Origin of the sequence: Siccibacter colletis (genome assembly GCF_000696575.1) — a bacterium.
Lineage (GTDB): Bacteria > Pseudomonadota > Gammaproteobacteria > Enterobacterales > Enterobacteriaceae > Siccibacter > Siccibacter colletis.
The window spans coordinates 43,451-58,012 of sequence record NZ_JMSQ01000016.1; the positions used below are offsets into that span (position 1 = coordinate 43,451).

Sequence of the window (14,562 nt, forward strand, 5' to 3'; positions counted from 1 at the left end):
TTATACAGAACTGCTGGCGATTATATCAGCGTGGTGAGGGATGCCAACCGTGTAATTTCGAGGTGCGGTAACAGACGGCTGTCGTGAATCTGCATCAGATCGCCGCCGCGCAGGTTAATCCAGCAGGCCTGAAGGCCGTGGCGCACCGCCCCCGCGACGTCAGTCGTGAGGTCGTCGCCAACGTGCAGGATCTCGCCCGGTGCCACACCCAGCTTTTGCGCGGCCAGCTCATACATGTCGCCAAAGGGTTTTGAGCGCCCGTGAGGACCGGCGCGCAGCACGAATTTGAAATAGTCGCCCAGCCCGAACGCGTGCGGGTCAGCGTTGCCGTTGGTGATCGCCACCAGCGGCCACTTTTCCGCCAGCGCGGCGAGGGTGTCGTGGGTTTCCTGCGGGACGTCAATCAGACTGCGCCATCTGGCGAAGTTTTCCATCGCCGCCTGCGCCCCGGCGGCAGCGGCATCCGGGCTTAACCCGACGTCCAGCATCGCGCGCTCAACGGCGCGGCGTCGCCACTCGGTAACGTCGTGACAGATATCCGGCTCCGCCTCGCGCAGCGCCTGGCGCAGGCGATGATATTCCGCCGCTTCAAACTGGCTCAGATCGGGATGGTAGCTGCGCATGAACGCCAGCGACTCCTGCTCGGTGCGTAAAATGACCGGGCGATTGTCATAGAGCGTATCGTCGAGATCGAACGTCAGGGCGGTAACTGGCCCCAGCGGGCGGTAAAAGCGCATTATTTTTTCCCCCGTTTAGCGCGCGGATGCGCTGCGTCATACACCGTTGCAAGGTGCTGGAAATCAAGATGGGTGTAGATTTGCGTCGTTGACAGATTGGCGTGGCCCAGCAGCTCCTGCACGGCGCGCAGATCGCCGCTCGACTCCAGCATGTGGGTCGCAAACGAGTGGCGAAGCTTATGAGGATGCACGTGGCTGTTCAGCCCCTGCCTGATGCCCCACTCGGCAAATCGCTTCTGCACGTTGCGGGTGGAGATACGTTTCCCCTGGTTTGAGAGAAACAGCGCGTCATCTTCCGGGCCAAACAGCTCGCGCAGGTCGAGCCAGTGCTCCACCCACTCCACCGCGCTGCGGCCGACCGGCAGACGGCGCTCTTTGCTGCCTTTGCCGATAACCCATACTTCGCCGGTGGTGAGATCGAGGTGGCCGCAATCCATATTGACCAGTTCTGAGAGACGCAGCCCGGCCCCGTACATCACTTCCATCATCGCCCGGTCGCGCACCGCCAGCGGGTCGTTCAGGTCGATCTCCAGCAGGCGGTTCATGTCATCGACGTCGATATTCTTCGGCAGATGCCGGCCCGCTTTTGGCGTAGAAATGCCCTTCGCCGGATTGGCTTTCAGCTCGCCCTGGCTGACCAGCCAGTCGAAGAAGCTACGCAGCGCCGACAGCCGCAGGGCCAGACTGGCGGCCCCCAGCCCGGCGCGGCGGCTGCGTACCGCCAGGCTGCGCACGGCAGCAGCATCGCACTGTTCCCAGCGCGTCAGCTTCATGTCGGTGAGGATCGCGATGATGGTATCCAGCTGACGGCGGTAGTTCAGCAACGTCAGCGGGCTGAGCTGACGCTCAACTTTAAGATAGCGCAGGAAGCGCTCAACGCTCTCCTGAAGTAATGGCGCGGTCATGCACGTTCAACCCAGCGCTCCAGCAGACCCGGCAGCAGCATCGCCACTTCCTGCAGCAGCTGTGTCCCCTGCTCCGGCTGGTAGTGGTGCGGATCGCGACTGGAGAAAATAATCAACCCGAGCGACGCGTCGCCGCCCAGCATCGACATCGCCACCGAGCCGATAGCTTTTGCCTGAGGCAGTACCAGCAGTAGCTCGGGGCCGTTCAGCGAGCCGAGGTAGTGCTGTGCGTCGCCCATGCGCTGGATGCGCAGCGGTTCGAAAGCGGTGCGGTTGAGCGCCAGTTCGGTAAAGCCGGAAGGTGCGCCGATGCGCCATTTGTCGCTGAACAGCCGCACGCTGGCACCCGCAAGGCCCATATCACGCGCCCAACGGTGCAGGCGGTTGAGCATATCCTGCAGGCTGGACGCAGCGGCAAGCTGGCCCTGCAGCGTCAACACGAGTGAAAACAGGCTTTCGTTGGTCTGGGCCTGCTCCATTAACAGCGACATGTTTTCGCGCAGCTGGTCAATGTGCTGGCGCGAGCGCGCCATATGCCACTCCACCAGCGAAACGCTGCCGCGCACCGGATGCGGTACGCGCATTTGCTCGACCTGAGCGGCGTTGCGAATAAAGAAATCCGGGTGCCGCATCAGATACTCCACCACGTCCCGATCGTCGAGTTCCGTAACGTTCTGCTGCTGTTCCCCGGTGTTACTCATAGATGTATAAATCCGTCATAAACGTGTGTTGCAGGCCCGGTCATAAACAGCGGTTGTCCCGGCCCTTTCCAGGCAATATCGAGACGTCCGCCAGGCAGATCGACCCGCACCTGTTCTGCCAGTAACCCCTGCTGGATCCCGACGGCCACCGCCGCGCACGCGCCGCTGCCGCAGGCCTGGGTTTCACCGGCCCCGCGCTCAAACACGCGCAGCCGGATATGTTCGTTGTTCACTACCTGCATAAAGCCGATATTGGCGCGTTCGGGAAAACGCTCGTGGTTTTCCAGCACCGGGCCGAGAGTTTCCACCGGCGCGGTATCGACGCTGTCGACCTGCAGGACGCAGTGCGGGTTCCCCATCGACACTACGCCGCACAGTATCGTTTGCTCGGCGGCGCGCATGATGTAGGTTTTTTCCGCTTTGTTAGCGCGAAACGGCACCTGCGCCGGATCGAATACCGGCTCGCCCATGTTCACGCGCACCAGATCGTCTTCGCTGACGCTCAGGACCATTCGGCCGTTGGCGGTGCTGACGCGGATATCGCGCTTGTTGGTCAGCCCTTTCAGGCGTACAAAGCGGGCGAAGCAGCGCGCACCGTTGCCGCACTGGGCCACTTCGCTGCCGTCGGCGTTAAAGATGCGGTAGTGAAAATCAAGGTCGGGATCGTAGGGCGGTTCCACCACTAACAGCTGGTCAAACCCGACCCCAAGATGACGATCCGCCAGGCGGCGGATCAGCTCAGGTGAAAAGAAGATATTCTGCGTTACCGCGTCCACGACCATAAAGTCGTTACCCAGACCATGCATTTTAGCGAATTGCATCATGTGCTCCGTACCGCGGCATCAACAACGTTAATCTCAGTAAATCACCTGCGTGGGCTTATCGCCCTGACCGCGATCGTTACGCACAGGGGTCGTGCTCTGGGTTTCATCTGCAGCCGGACGCGCTGGCGGTGCGGCATTTTTATCAGCCGGCGGGAAATAGAGCGGCCCTTTCAGGCCACAGCCCGCAAGGGTGAATAACGCCAGCACAACCGCCAGCGGACGGAAAAGTTGTTTCATTATGGGATGCCTGTAGTCCATGCTTTCTGCTGTCTATCATCGCAGGTGAACCCTGAAAAGCAAGAGTTTGCCTTTCGCGTTGCTGCTTAACAACCGGTTCGTTGCCGCGGCGTGTGGTTTCTATTCGTTTTTAGACCTTTTATACTTGCCGCCATCACCTATAACAGGAAGCAGACATGAACGACAGTGAATTTCACCGCCTCGCCGACAGCCTGTGGCTGACCATTGAAGAACGCCTGGATGACTGGAATGGCGACAGCGATATCGACTGCGAAATCAACGGCGGCGTGCTGACGCTGAGCTTCGAAAACGGCACTAAAATCATTATCAATCGCCAGGAGCCGCTGCACCAGGTATGGCTGGCGGCCAAGCACGGCGGCTACCATTTTTCCCTGAAGGGTAACGACTGGGTCTGCGATCGCAGCGGTGAGAACTTCTGGGATGTACTGGAAAACGCGGCCAGCCAGCAGGCTGGCGAAGCGGTCAGCTTTCGTTAATTACGACTGATACTGCTGCAACAACGCAGCGTCATCGTCCTGACCGACAGGCGCTGCGATATTCAGGCTCTGGTTGCGGAACGGGATCACCTGCTGGCGCCCGTCGGCGTTCACAATCTGGTAGAACTGCGGCAGGTTGAAGTTGATAAAGCTGGAGCCGTAGGTGAAGCGGTCATGCGACGAGGAGTAGAAGCGGCTCACGTCGCGCACCAGCTCCTCTTTACTGCCTTCGCAGTGGTGATAGGCTTCCGCGCGGTTGCTTTCATCCAGAATATAGATATTAAAGCCCTTCTCGTCTTTCGTCGGTTCAAAGAAGAATTGAATAATCCCTTCGCTGGCGAAGCCATCCACCACGGACGGCAGCTGTACGTGGTTAGTCTCAACCTGCACCGACAGACCGTGCAGCTTGTTGTGGGAAATCGCGCCGTAGAATTCGATCGCGTTTTCCAGCTTCTGCACCGACACGTTCAGGCGCTCGAAGAACAGTCCCCAGGTCTGCCCGGCCACGCGCAGCGCTTTGAAGCGGCCCGGCTCCAGACGCGTGCTGGAGAGGCGCAGCTCAATGCACTCCGACACCAGCTGCTGTACGCGGGTACGGATCAGGCCGCGCAGGTGCTGGCTGTAGCAGAACACTTCCACGCTGTCCGGCGGCGCGGCGTCCTGATGCATCTTACCGAGAATGGTTTTTAGCGCTTCGATCATCGCCTGCTCGCCGTTGAAGTGCAGGGTACGCACTTCGTTCCACGAGTTGCGATAGAGCAGATCGATGCTGCCGACCAGGCAGTTGTGTTCTTCACCGAAGCTGAACACGTCGAGCTTACGGAAATCGAAGTGCACCACCTGATTGCGGAATGCCGCCGTCGGGTCATATTCCAGGTTGACGATAATCGCCAGATGGCGAATTTCACACGGGCTGTAGAGCGCTTTCGGCGTCGGGGCCGGCAGACGCAGCGGGAAGTGGTGCGACACATCCGCCACCATCTCCTGCAGCTTCGGCAGATCGACAATGCCGTTGCCCTTGATAAACAGGCGCGTGCGCGACGTCAGCAGGCCGTTAAACCACGCCCAGGCCACCAGCTTATTCAGGTAGCGGTTATACTCCAGCGGCTGATGGCTGATGATGGAGTCCATACTCGGGGCGCGATTATAGACATACCAGCCGCTACGGTTGGCGCGGCCCGGCGGTACATGGATAAACGTCAGGTTCGGCTCGGAGAGATCCGGCGAAATTTGTGGGTTAACCAGCGTCACTTTCCCCGGCAGCGCTTCGAAAGCGGCATACAGTTTACGGGTCAGCACGCCGATGTCCTGCGGGCTGGCAGAGACGCTCAGGTTGTTGCGGCGCGCAAAGCGGATGAGGTTACGGTAGCTCTGCATCATCGCATCAAGCAGTTCGTTGTGCGCCTCACGCACCCGGTCGATTTTCCAGTTGGCCCGGTTGTCGAGCATCTCCAGACGAGCATCGTCCCAGTTCCACTCTTTTACCAGGCTACTTAACACTTCGCGACGCCAGCCGACACAGGCGCGTTCGCGGCTCAGTTTTTCGCACACTTTTAAGTAGAAACATCGACGCACCAGATCGAGACGCGTCATGTCGTCGATCTGGGTCAGATAGTGGGTAACGCGCTCCAGCATCATGCAGTAGGAGTCGAGGCCGAACGAGACGATCTCGCCATTGTGCAGGCGCTGTTTGATGTCTTTTGCCAGCAGGCGCGTGTTGGGATACTCCCAGGAGTAGGCTTCCAGCAGCAGCGTTTTCAGCACCGCCTTGTACGGCGAGTCGATGCTTTTATAGAGCTGCCACAGGCTGGCACCGAAATACTCTTCAGCGGAAAGCGAACTTAAGCCGCCTAAATCCAGCCACTCGTTCGGCGTCAGCACGCCCTGAGCGTAGAGCGACATGACGTAGTCGTCGTAGTGCTCTTCTTCGTCGTCCGGCACCATATTCCACAGAATACGCTTCCCGGCCAGACGCACCGCAGTGCGGTAGAATTCGTCTAATAACAGGATGTGCTGGGTGGAGCCACAGTCTTCGCCGCCGAGGCTGCCGCTCTCATTATGGCGGAAGCGGTTTTCATCGATCAGGAAGAAGCTGACCTCCACGCCAAGCGATGCCGCCCAGTTTTCCAGCAGGCCGCACTTACGCTGCAGCAGCAGACGTTCGTCGTTATCCAGCCAGGACTGATGGCAGACCCAGATATCAAGATCTGAAGAGCTGCTCTGCCCGACGGATGAGGTACTGCCCATGGTGTAAACACCGGTGATTGGCAGTTCACCTTTCGGCGTTTCCTGCACCGGCACGCCGTCGCGGATCTCAAGTTCGTTCAGATAGTGCTGTTGGGTTTCATCAGGCGTGTAGAGACAGATACCGGAGGGGACGTTACCTTCAAGGTAACCCGGCATCAGAGGGTGGTGATAATGCAATAGTGTAGGCAGCAGACTGTAGACCTGTTGGAACGCAGGCCCCATGGCAGCAAGCGCGCGATCCACACGCAGTTGATTAATGGCATCCAGTCTCTGTTTCAGTGTCTCAATATAGAGGTACAAGACGTATCGCCTGATGGTTATGCCCCGGGCGCTACGGGACAGACTGCAACCCGAGACGCACTGGCGTTTAACTATTACGGTAAAAGACCGACTCTCAGCTCGACGCTTTGATAATTATAGTATGGCAGGCTGATTTTCGGTTCAAAACGTGATCAATTTAACACCTTGCTGGTTGACCGTAAAGAAAGATGCGCTAGCTCACGATTTAAACAGCGTACCCGTAAAGGCAGCGGTGGTCTTCCTTCGCTATTTACGCCGCCCGGCGTGAAAACTGACAGGGTTTCGCTAACAATGTTAGGATGGTCAGCGGACGATAAAGACGGTAACAAGCATGTTAGACAAAGTAATTCGAATTGCCACCCGACAAAGCCCTCTCGCACTCTGGCAGGCGCACTACGTTAAGCAGCGCCTGATGGACAGCCATCCCGGCCTCAATGTGGAGCTGGTGCCGATGGTGACAAAAGGCGATGTAATTCTCGACACGCCGCTTGCTAAGGTAGGGGGCAAGGGGTTGTTTGTCAAAGAGCTGGAAATGGCCCTGCTTGAGAACCGCGCCGACATCGCTGTGCACTCAATGAAAGACGTGCCGGTCGAATTCCCCGATGGGCTTGGTCTGGTGACCATTTGCGAGCGCGAAGATCCGCGCGATGCTTTTGTCTCAAACCGCTTCGCCAGCCTTGATGAACTGCCGCAGGGGAGCGTAGTGGGTACCTCCAGCCTGCGCCGCCAGTGCCAGATTGCCGCCCGCCGCCCGGATCTGGTGATCCGCTCGCTGCGCGGTAACGTGGGCACCCGCCTGAGCAAACTCGATAGCGGTGATTACGACGCCATTATACTGGCCGTGGCCGGGCTGAAACGCCTTGGCCTGGAAGCGCGCATCCGCACCGCGCTGCCGCCGGAAATTTCACTTCCCGCCGTGGGCCAGGGCGCCGTCGGCATTGAGTGCCGTCTGGACGATGAACAGACCCGCGCCCTGCTCGCCCCGCTCAACGATCTGGAAACCGCTATCCGCGTGCGCGCTGAGCGCGCCATGAACACGCGGCTGGAAGGCGGCTGCCAGGTGCCAATCGGCAGCTATGCCGAACTGGTGAACGGTGAACTCTGGTTGCGGGCGCTGGTTGGCGCACCGGACGGGTCTGAAATCGTGCGCGGCGAACGTCGCGGCAAACCTGAATCCGCAGAAGCGCTGGGCGTTTCCCTGGCAGAAGAGCTGCTGAACAACGGCGCGCGCGAAATTCTGGCTGATGTCTATGACGGTGAAGGTCCGGCATGAGTATCCTGGTCACCCGCCCCTCTCCTGACGGTGAAGCGTTAGTCAGTCGTCTGCGCATGCAGGGTCTGGTGGCCTGGAGTTTTCCGCTGATTGAATTTGCCCCTGGCGCAGAGCTGACGCAGCTTCCTGCCCTGTTTGATGCCCTGCAGCCTGACGATTTAGTGTTTATGGTATCGCGTCATGCGGTAGAACATGCCCACGCGGCGCTTACGCGTGCGGGCCGCACATGGCCGGCTTCGCTGCGCTATTTTGCGATAGGCCGTTCTACGGCGCTGGCGCTCCATCAGGTGAGCGGGCAACCGGTCAATTATCCCCGCGATCGGGAAATCAGCGAAGTCTTGCTACAATTACCTGAATTACAAAATATTATCGGAAGAAAAGCGTTGATTCTGCGCGGCAACGGCGGACGCGAACTGCTCGGGGAAACCCTGACCGCACGCGGTGCCGACGTGACGTTTTGCGAATGTTATCAACGCTGTGAAAAGGTTTACGATGGCGCTCAGGAAGCCCATCGCTGGCAGATGCGCGGAGTGAATACTCTGGTGATCACCAGCGGTGAGATGCTGCATCAGCTTTTCAGACTGGTGCCTGAGTGGTATCGCACCCGCTGGCTACTGCGCTGTAAGGCAGTGGTAGTCAGCGAGCGGCTGGCAACCCTCGCCCGGGAACTGGGCTGGCAGGATATTAAGGTTGCCGATAACGCCGACAATGACGCGCTGCTGCGCGCGCTACTCTAAATCTCATAACGGGAAGCCATAATGACGGAACAACAGAATATCTCCGCCGTGGATGCAGAAACCAGGGATGCGACAGAAACGCCGCGTTCACCGGAACCGGCAAAGCCGGGCCGTACCGGTCTGGTGCTGAGCGTGATTGCCATCGCTATTGCGCTGGCAGCGGGCGCAGGCCTCTACAGCTGGGGTAAACAGCAGGCCTCCGCCCAGCGCACGACCAACGATACGCTGGTGAATCAGTTAACCGCGCTGCAAAAAGAGCAGGCGTCGCAGAAAGCGGATTTCGAAAAGCTCATTCAGCAGCAGGCCAGCCAGTTGGAAGAGGCAAATCGCCAGCAGGCGACGCTGACGCGTCAGCTTGACGAAGTGCAGCAGAAAGTTGCCACTATTTCCGGCAGCGATGCCAAAACCTGGCTGCTGGCGCAGTCAGATTTCCTCGTGAAGCTCGCCGGCCGTAAGCTGTGGAGCGATCAGGATGTCACCACCGCCGCCGCGCTGCTGAAAAGCGCCGATGCCAGCCTGGCGGACATGAACGATCCGAGCCTGATTACCGCGCGTCGTGCCATTACGGAAGATATCGCCAGCCTCTCTGCGGTAACGCAGGTGGACTACGACGGCATCATCCTTAAAGTGAACCAGCTCTCCAACCAGATCGATAACCTGCGTCTGGCCGACAACAACAGCGACAGCGCGCCGATGGATGCTGACAGCAGCGAGCTTTCCAGCTCGCTCAGCGAATGGCGCGTTAACCTGGTAAAAAGCTGGCACAACTTTATGGACAGCTTCATTACCATTCGTCGCCGCGATGATACCGATGTGCCGCTGCTGGCACCAAATCAGGACGTCTACCTGCGCGAAAACATCCGTTCACGTCTGCTGGTCGCAGCCCAGGCCGTGCCGCGCCATCAGGATGAAACCTACAAGCAGGCGCTGGATAACGTCTCGACGTGGGTTCGTGCTTACTACGATACCGACGACGCCTCCACCAAAGCATTCCTGGAGGAGCTGGATAACCTGAGCCAGCAGAACATCCGCATGGATATTCCGGAAGCGCTGCAAAGCCAGCCGATTCTGGAAAAAATGATGCAAAACCGCGTGCGTAATCTGATGGCGCAGCCGACCGCGCAGAGCGCACCGGCCACTGACGCCGCACCCGCACCTGCCGCGCCGGCACAGGGAGAGTAACCATGCTTAAAGTTTTATTGCTCTTTCTGCTGCTAATCGCCGGTATCGTGCTTGGCCCGATGATGGCTGGTCATCAGGGCTACGTGCTGATTCAGACCGACAACTACAACATCGAAACCAGCGTCACCGCGCTGGTGATCATTCTGCTGCTGTCGCTGGTGGTGCTGTTTGCCGTTGAGTGGCTGCTGCGCCGCCTGTTCCGTACCGGAGCCTATACCCGCGGCTGGTTCATGGGCCGCAAGCGCCGTCGCGCACACAAGCAGACTAATCAGGCGCTGCTCAAGCTGGCCGAAGGGGACTATCAGCAGGTTGAGAAACTGATGTCACGCAATGCCGATCACGCTGAACAGCCGGTGGTGAACTACCTGCTCGCCGCAGAAGCCGCGCAGCAACGTGGGGATGAGATCCGTGCCAATCAGCATCTAGAGCGCGCCGCCGAGCTGTCGGATAACGACCCGATCCCGGTAGAGATCACCCGCGTTCGCCTGCAGCTGGCCCGCAACGAGTTTCACGCGGCACGCCACGGCATCGATAAGCTGCTGGAGATTTCGCCGCGCCATCCGGAAGTGCTGCGCCTGGCCGAACAGGCGTACATTCATACCGGTGCCTGGGCATCACTGCTGGACATCATTCCTTCTATGGAAAAAGCGCAGGTCGGTGACGAAGAGCATCGTATCGCTCTGCAGCGCCAGGCGTGGATTGGCATGATGGATCAGGCGCGCGCCGATCAGGGTAGCGAAGGGCTGAAGCTGTGGTGGAAAAACCAGAGCCGCAAAACGCGCCATGAGCCAGCCCTGCAGGTGGCAATGGCGGAGCATCTGATTGAGTGTGACGATCACGATACCGCGCAGGAGATTATTCTCGACGGGCTGAAGCGCCAGTATGACGAGCGTCTGGTATTGCTGATGCCGCGTCTGAAATCGAGCGAACCAGAGCAGCTGGAAAAAGCGCTGCGTCATCAGATCCGCACGCTGGGCGATCGCCCGCTGCTGTGGAGTACGCTCGGCCAGCTGCGCATGAAGCGTGGCGAATGGCAGGAGGCAGCGCTCGCCTTCCGCGCAGCGCTGAAGCAGCGACCGGATGCCTTCGACTACGCCTGGCTTGCCGACACCCTTGACCGACTGCACCAGCCGGAAGAGGCCGCCACCATGCGACGCGATGGGCTACTGCTCACCCTGCAAAACAACGCCCCGCAATAACACGCCAACCCCTCTCCGGAGGGGTTTTTTATATCTGCACGCAGCCAACGCCGTCAGAACGTGAAAGATCAGCTACACGTCTGCGCGTTAGATTTCGCGTTCTGGCAAGGCGGCAAGTAAACGAATCCCCGGGAGCTTACATCAGTAAGTGACCGGGGTGAGCGCACGCAGCCAACACAGCCAGTGCGTGAAAGATGACGTGCAGAAAAAAGACCTGCCCGAGGGCAGGTCTAAACAGGTCTAAGACAACTTATTGTGGTGCTTCACTCAACGTTATGTCCATGGTGTCTGATGAGACTGCGGAGCAGCGACATCTGTCTGTGGACGATAAGCACCGTAAACGGCTCTGCGTCATTCCTGGGTTTATGAGGCCTGAGGCGAACATAAGAAGTGGAATGAGCATCTACGCAATAATTATTGCACAGATCGTGCCAGGTTTGTAGATCCTCAAAATCAGCAGGTTTTTGGCAAGGATTTACAAGACGTTAGCTGGCGCCCGCACTGGGCTGGAAAACCGCCTTTTTATCCACTGACAGCGGTCTGAGCTGTCTCCAGCAGACGACAGTTATCCTCTTATCCTGGTAATATCATTAATATCATTAACTTATATGTCTCCTGATTGAGACAATGGCGTACTGCGCTGTCGTTAAAAGAGGACAGTGGACTCGAGCCGTGCTGCACAAGCAAGGAAAGGAAAAGTAGAAAGGAGAACAAAGTGAAGGGCTTATGAACGCTGAGGAAGATTGCGGAAAACAAAAAACCCCGCCGAAGCGGGGTTCAAAATTGGTCGGCGAGAGAGGATTCGAACCTCCGACCCACTGGTCCCAAACCAGTTGCGCTACCAAGCTGCGCTACTCGCCGATGTACTGCTTTTTGAATTTTTAGTTCAATCTAAGTTGTGGTGCGAGGGGGGGGACTTGAACCCCCACGTCCGTAAGGACACTAACACCTGAAGCTAGCGCGTCTACCAATTCCGCCACCTTCGCATTCCACAGAACTCTTTTAATAATGGGGTGGCTAATGGGACTCGAACCCACGACAACTGGAATCACAATCCAGGGCTCTACCAACTGAGCTATAGCCACCACTGTATTCTTTTACGCGGTACCACTAACATCGTACCACCGCAGCTCAAGCGCCTGTCTAAATGGCGCGCCCGACAGGATTCGAACCTGAGACCTCTGCCTCCGGAGGGCAGCGCTCTATCCAGCTGAGCTACGGGCGCGTAGCGCCGTTGCGGAGGGGGATACTACGGACTTCGTGCCCAGCTGTCTAGTGCTTTTTTGAAGAAAATGCGCGTTTGGTTATGCTTTGCGCATTTTGCTTCTTATCCGTCCGCTTTCGTCGTAATTACATGGCGATGTAAACCAAATAACTTATACGCCATGCTGACCGCCGCCATAAAGATGGCCCCGACAATCAGTGACATACGCGTATCTTCGTTCAACCCCATACCGACCAAAACGCAGATCAGGAACGCCATCGTCAGCCAGTTTGCCCACGGGAACAAAATAGAGCGGAACGGATGTGATGCAATCGCCTCGCGGTGCGTTTTGCGGAAACGCAGCTGGCTAATCAGGATCACAAACCACGGCACCATACCCGGCAGCACGCTGGCGCTGTAGACGTAAACAAATACGCGCTGCGGGTTCGGAATAATGTAGTTCAGGCAGGAGCCAATCAGCAGGATCGCGATCGACAGCGCGACCCCGGCAACCGGGATACCGTTGCGCGACACTTTCCCCATCGCCGCTGGCAGCTGGCGGTTTTTCGCCAGCGCGTAGAGCATGCGGCCGCAGCTGTACATTCCGCTGTTGCATCCGGACAGCGCGGCAGTCAGTACCACAAAGTTGATGATGCCCGCCGCAGCAACAATACCGATTCGGGAGAACGTCAGCACGAACGGGCTGCCGGTGGTGCCAATCTCATTCCACGGGAACAGCGTCACGATGACGAAAATCGCACCGACGTAGAAGATCAGAATACGCCATAGTACCTTGCTGACCGCGCTGCGCAGGGTAACCTGCGGATTCTTCGCTTCGCCAGCGGTGATGCCGATAAGCTCCACGCCCTGATACGAGGCGACGACAATACAGAGCGCCGTCAGGAAGCCTTTCCAGCCACCCGCAAAGAACCCACCGTGCTCTGTCAGGTTACCTAAGCCGGTCGGTTGACCGCCGATACCGAAGCCAAAAAAGATAACGCCGAGGCCGATAACGATCATCACGATAATGGTGGTGACTTTGATCATCGCAAACCAGAATTCGATTTCGCCGTAAAGACGCACCGCCGCCAGGTTTGCCAGCGCCACCAGCCCTACCGCGATAATCGCCGGTATCCACTGCGGTAGTTCCGGGAACCAGTACTGGGCATATAGCCCGATGGCGGTAATCTCCGAGATGCCGACCGCCATCCACATAAACCAGTAGGACCAGGCGGTGAGATAGCCGAAGAACGGGCTCATATAGCGATGCGCATACACGGCGAATGAACCGGTGACCGGCTCAAGGAACAGCATCTCGCCCATAGAACGCATAATAAAGAAGACAAACAGGCCGGCGATGATATAGGCCAGCAGCACCGATGGCCCCGCCCATTTCAGGGTGCTTGCCGCGCCCATAAATAACCCGACCCCGATGGTGCCGCCCAGCGCGATCAGTTCGATATGTCGAGCTTCCAGCCCACGCTGTAGCTCCGCTTTTTGTTCCGCCATAAATCCTCTGTTGTGTTTGCTGCTTGCTCCGGCTTTACCGGTTATTTTGATGGTCGTTGCCATAGCTCAATAACAGGCCATGCTGCGCCGCAATAGTTTACGGGCGCACAAAATCACCACGGCAGTGCGTTGAGTGTGCCGAATGGTTTCGCAAAACGGAGGAAATGGCAAATAAAGCGTTATAAAAAGGCGCTGGCGGTACAAAAAAGCAGCGGGAGGCAGGATAAGCAGCGCGGTTGGCGCGCGCTGCCCAGGGTTTTTCGCTGATTACAGGCGCCCGGTGTAGTGCCAGGCGAGATAGCGCAGCAGCTTGATCTGGCGCTTGATACGGCTCGGCTGAGACAGCAGCCGGTAAAGCCACTCCAGGCCGAGGTTCTGCCACACTTTCGGCGCGCGCTTAACGTGCCCGGTAAATACATCGTAGGTACCGCCCACGCCCATATAAAGCGCGTTGGGATGTACCAGACGGCAGTCGCGCATCAGCAACTCCTGGCGCGGCGACCCCATTGCTACCGTCACGATCTGCGCCCCGCTGTCGCGGATACGTGCAAACAGCGCGTCGCGCTCGTCGGCAGCGAAATAGCCGTCCTGGGTATCAACGATATTAACGTTCCACTGGCGGCGCAGCTTATCGACGGTTTCTGCCAACACTTCCGGCTTGCCGCCCACCAGAAACACCGGCGTTCCCTCTTTGCCGGCGCGTTCCATCAGGGCTTCCCACAGATCGGCTCCCGCCACGCGTGACACCTGCGCCTCGGGGTTTTTCTTGCGAATAGAGCGCACGACGCTGATGCCATCGGCATACTTAAACTCCGCCGCCTCAATCAGCGCCCTTACCTGCGCGTCATGTTCCACCGCCAGCATCTTTTCCGCATTAATCGCGATAAGCGTACCGCTTCTGAGCGAACCGCCTGAATAGAGGTAATCGAGCGCATGCTGCATGTTGCGCCAGCCCAGCAAATTAAGGCCGCGCAGCGCATAAACCGGCGCGGTAACCTGTTGTGTCATGT

At 58.2% G+C, this 14,562-nt stretch carries 13 protein-coding genes and 4 tRNA genes; 5 read left to right on the forward strand and 12 right to left on the reverse strand.

Going from position 1 to position 14,562, the window contains the following annotated elements; translation table 11 throughout:
* Positions 1-20 precede the first annotated feature (20 nt).
* Genes yigB through lptM form a run of 5 tightly spaced genes read right to left on the reverse strand, consistent with a single transcriptional unit; the run spans position 21 to position 3,404 of the window.
* Positions 21-737 (reverse strand): 5-amino-6-(5-phospho-D-ribitylamino)uracil phosphatase YigB, encoded by a 717-nt coding sequence (gene yigB / locus ET34_RS0115975; protein ID WP_031523734.1) that lies wholly within the window; start codon positions 735-737, stop codon positions 21-23.
* Complete coding sequence (gene xerC, locus ET34_RS0115980) at positions 737-1,642, reverse strand: tyrosine recombinase XerC (protein WP_031523736.1); 906 nt, start codon at positions 1,640-1,642, stop codon at positions 737-739. Before xerC ends, yigB begins: the two co-directional genes overlap by 1 nt.
* The gene (locus ET34_RS0115985) at positions 1,639-2,343 is read right to left on the reverse strand and encodes a DUF484 domain-containing protein (RefSeq protein ID WP_031523738.1); all 705 of its coding nucleotides are present in this window, start codon (positions 2,341-2,343) and stop codon (positions 1,639-1,641) included. Before ET34_RS0115985 ends, xerC begins: the two co-directional genes overlap by 4 nt.
* Positions 2,340-3,164: a diaminopimelate epimerase gene (gene dapF / locus ET34_RS0115990; RefSeq protein ID WP_031523739.1), complete on the reverse strand. Its 825-nt coding sequence runs from the start codon at positions 3,162-3,164 to the stop codon at positions 2,340-2,342. The genes ET34_RS0115985 and dapF overlap by 4 nt, the downstream gene beginning before the upstream one ends.
* Before the next feature lie 36 nt (positions 3,165-3,200).
* Positions 3,201-3,404, reverse strand: a complete 204-nt coding sequence (lptM, locus tag ET34_RS0115995; RefSeq protein ID WP_031523741.1) for an LPS translocon maturation chaperone LptM — start codon at positions 3,402-3,404, stop codon at positions 3,201-3,203.
* A gap of 176 nt (positions 3,405-3,580) precedes the next feature.
* On the opposite strand from lptM, the gene cyaY reads away from it, so the two are divergent.
* Complete coding sequence (gene cyaY / locus ET34_RS0116000; protein WP_031523743.1) at positions 3,581-3,901, forward strand: iron donor protein CyaY; 321 nt, start codon at positions 3,581-3,583, stop codon at positions 3,899-3,901.
* On the opposite strand, the gene cyaA is transcribed toward cyaY, so the two are convergent.
* The gene (gene cyaA, locus ET34_RS0116005; RefSeq protein ID WP_031523745.1) at positions 3,902-6,448 is read right to left on the reverse strand and encodes a class I adenylate cyclase; all 2,547 of its coding nucleotides are present in this window, start codon (positions 6,446-6,448) and stop codon (positions 3,902-3,904) included.
* Between the two features lie 331 nt (positions 6,449-6,779).
* Here cyaA and hemC point away from each other — a divergent pair, with 331 nt between their 5' ends.
* The 4 genes from hemC to hemY are packed head-to-tail and all read left to right on the forward strand — an operon-like array spanning position 6,780 to position 10,839.
* The gene (hemC, locus tag ET34_RS0116010) at positions 6,780-7,721 is read left to right on the forward strand and encodes a hydroxymethylbilane synthase (protein WP_031523746.1); all 942 of its coding nucleotides are present in this window, start codon (positions 6,780-6,782) and stop codon (positions 7,719-7,721) included.
* Positions 7,718-8,458 (forward strand): uroporphyrinogen-III synthase, encoded by a 741-nt coding sequence (gene hemD, locus ET34_RS0116015; protein ID WP_031523749.1) that lies wholly within the window; start codon positions 7,718-7,720, stop codon positions 8,456-8,458. The genes hemC and hemD overlap by 4 nt, the downstream gene beginning before the upstream one ends.
* 21 nt (positions 8,459-8,479) lie before the next feature.
* Positions 8,480-9,640 carry a uroporphyrinogen-III C-methyltransferase gene (gene hemX / locus ET34_RS0116020; RefSeq protein WP_031523751.1) on the forward strand — a complete coding sequence of 387 codons (1,161 nt, stop codon included), beginning with the start codon at positions 8,480-8,482 and terminating at the stop codon, positions 9,638-9,640.
* Between the two features lie 2 nt (positions 9,641-9,642).
* Complete coding sequence (hemY, locus tag ET34_RS0116025) at positions 9,643-10,839, forward strand: protoheme IX biogenesis protein HemY (protein ID WP_031523753.1); 1,197 nt, start codon at positions 9,643-9,645, stop codon at positions 10,837-10,839.
* A gap of 784 nt (positions 10,840-11,623) precedes the next feature.
* Here the strand turns inward: hemY and ET34_RS0116030 are convergent.
* From ET34_RS0116030 to wecG, 6 genes are all read right to left on the reverse strand, one after another.
* Positions 11,624-11,700, reverse strand: a tRNA-Pro gene (locus tag ET34_RS0116030).
* 38 nt (positions 11,701-11,738) lie between these two features.
* Positions 11,739-11,825 (reverse strand) — tRNA-Leu (locus ET34_RS0116035).
* 23 nt (positions 11,826-11,848) lie between these two features.
* Positions 11,849-11,924 (reverse strand) — tRNA-His (locus ET34_RS0116040).
* Positions 11,925-11,987: 63 nt separating this feature from the next.
* Positions 11,988-12,064, reverse strand: a tRNA-Arg gene (locus ET34_RS0116045).
* A 102-nt stretch (positions 12,065-12,166) separates the two neighbouring features.
* Positions 12,167-13,552 (reverse strand): bifunctional threonine/serine APC transporter ThrP, encoded by a 1,386-nt coding sequence (gene thrP / locus ET34_RS0116050; RefSeq protein ID WP_031523755.1) that lies wholly within the window; start codon positions 13,550-13,552, stop codon positions 12,167-12,169.
* Positions 13,553-13,819: 267 nt separating this feature from the next.
* Complete coding sequence (gene wecG / locus ET34_RS0116055) at positions 13,820-14,560, reverse strand: lipopolysaccharide N-acetylmannosaminouronosyltransferase (RefSeq protein WP_031523757.1); 741 nt, start codon at positions 14,558-14,560, stop codon at positions 13,820-13,822.
* Between the last annotated feature and the right edge of the window lie 2 nt (positions 14,561-14,562).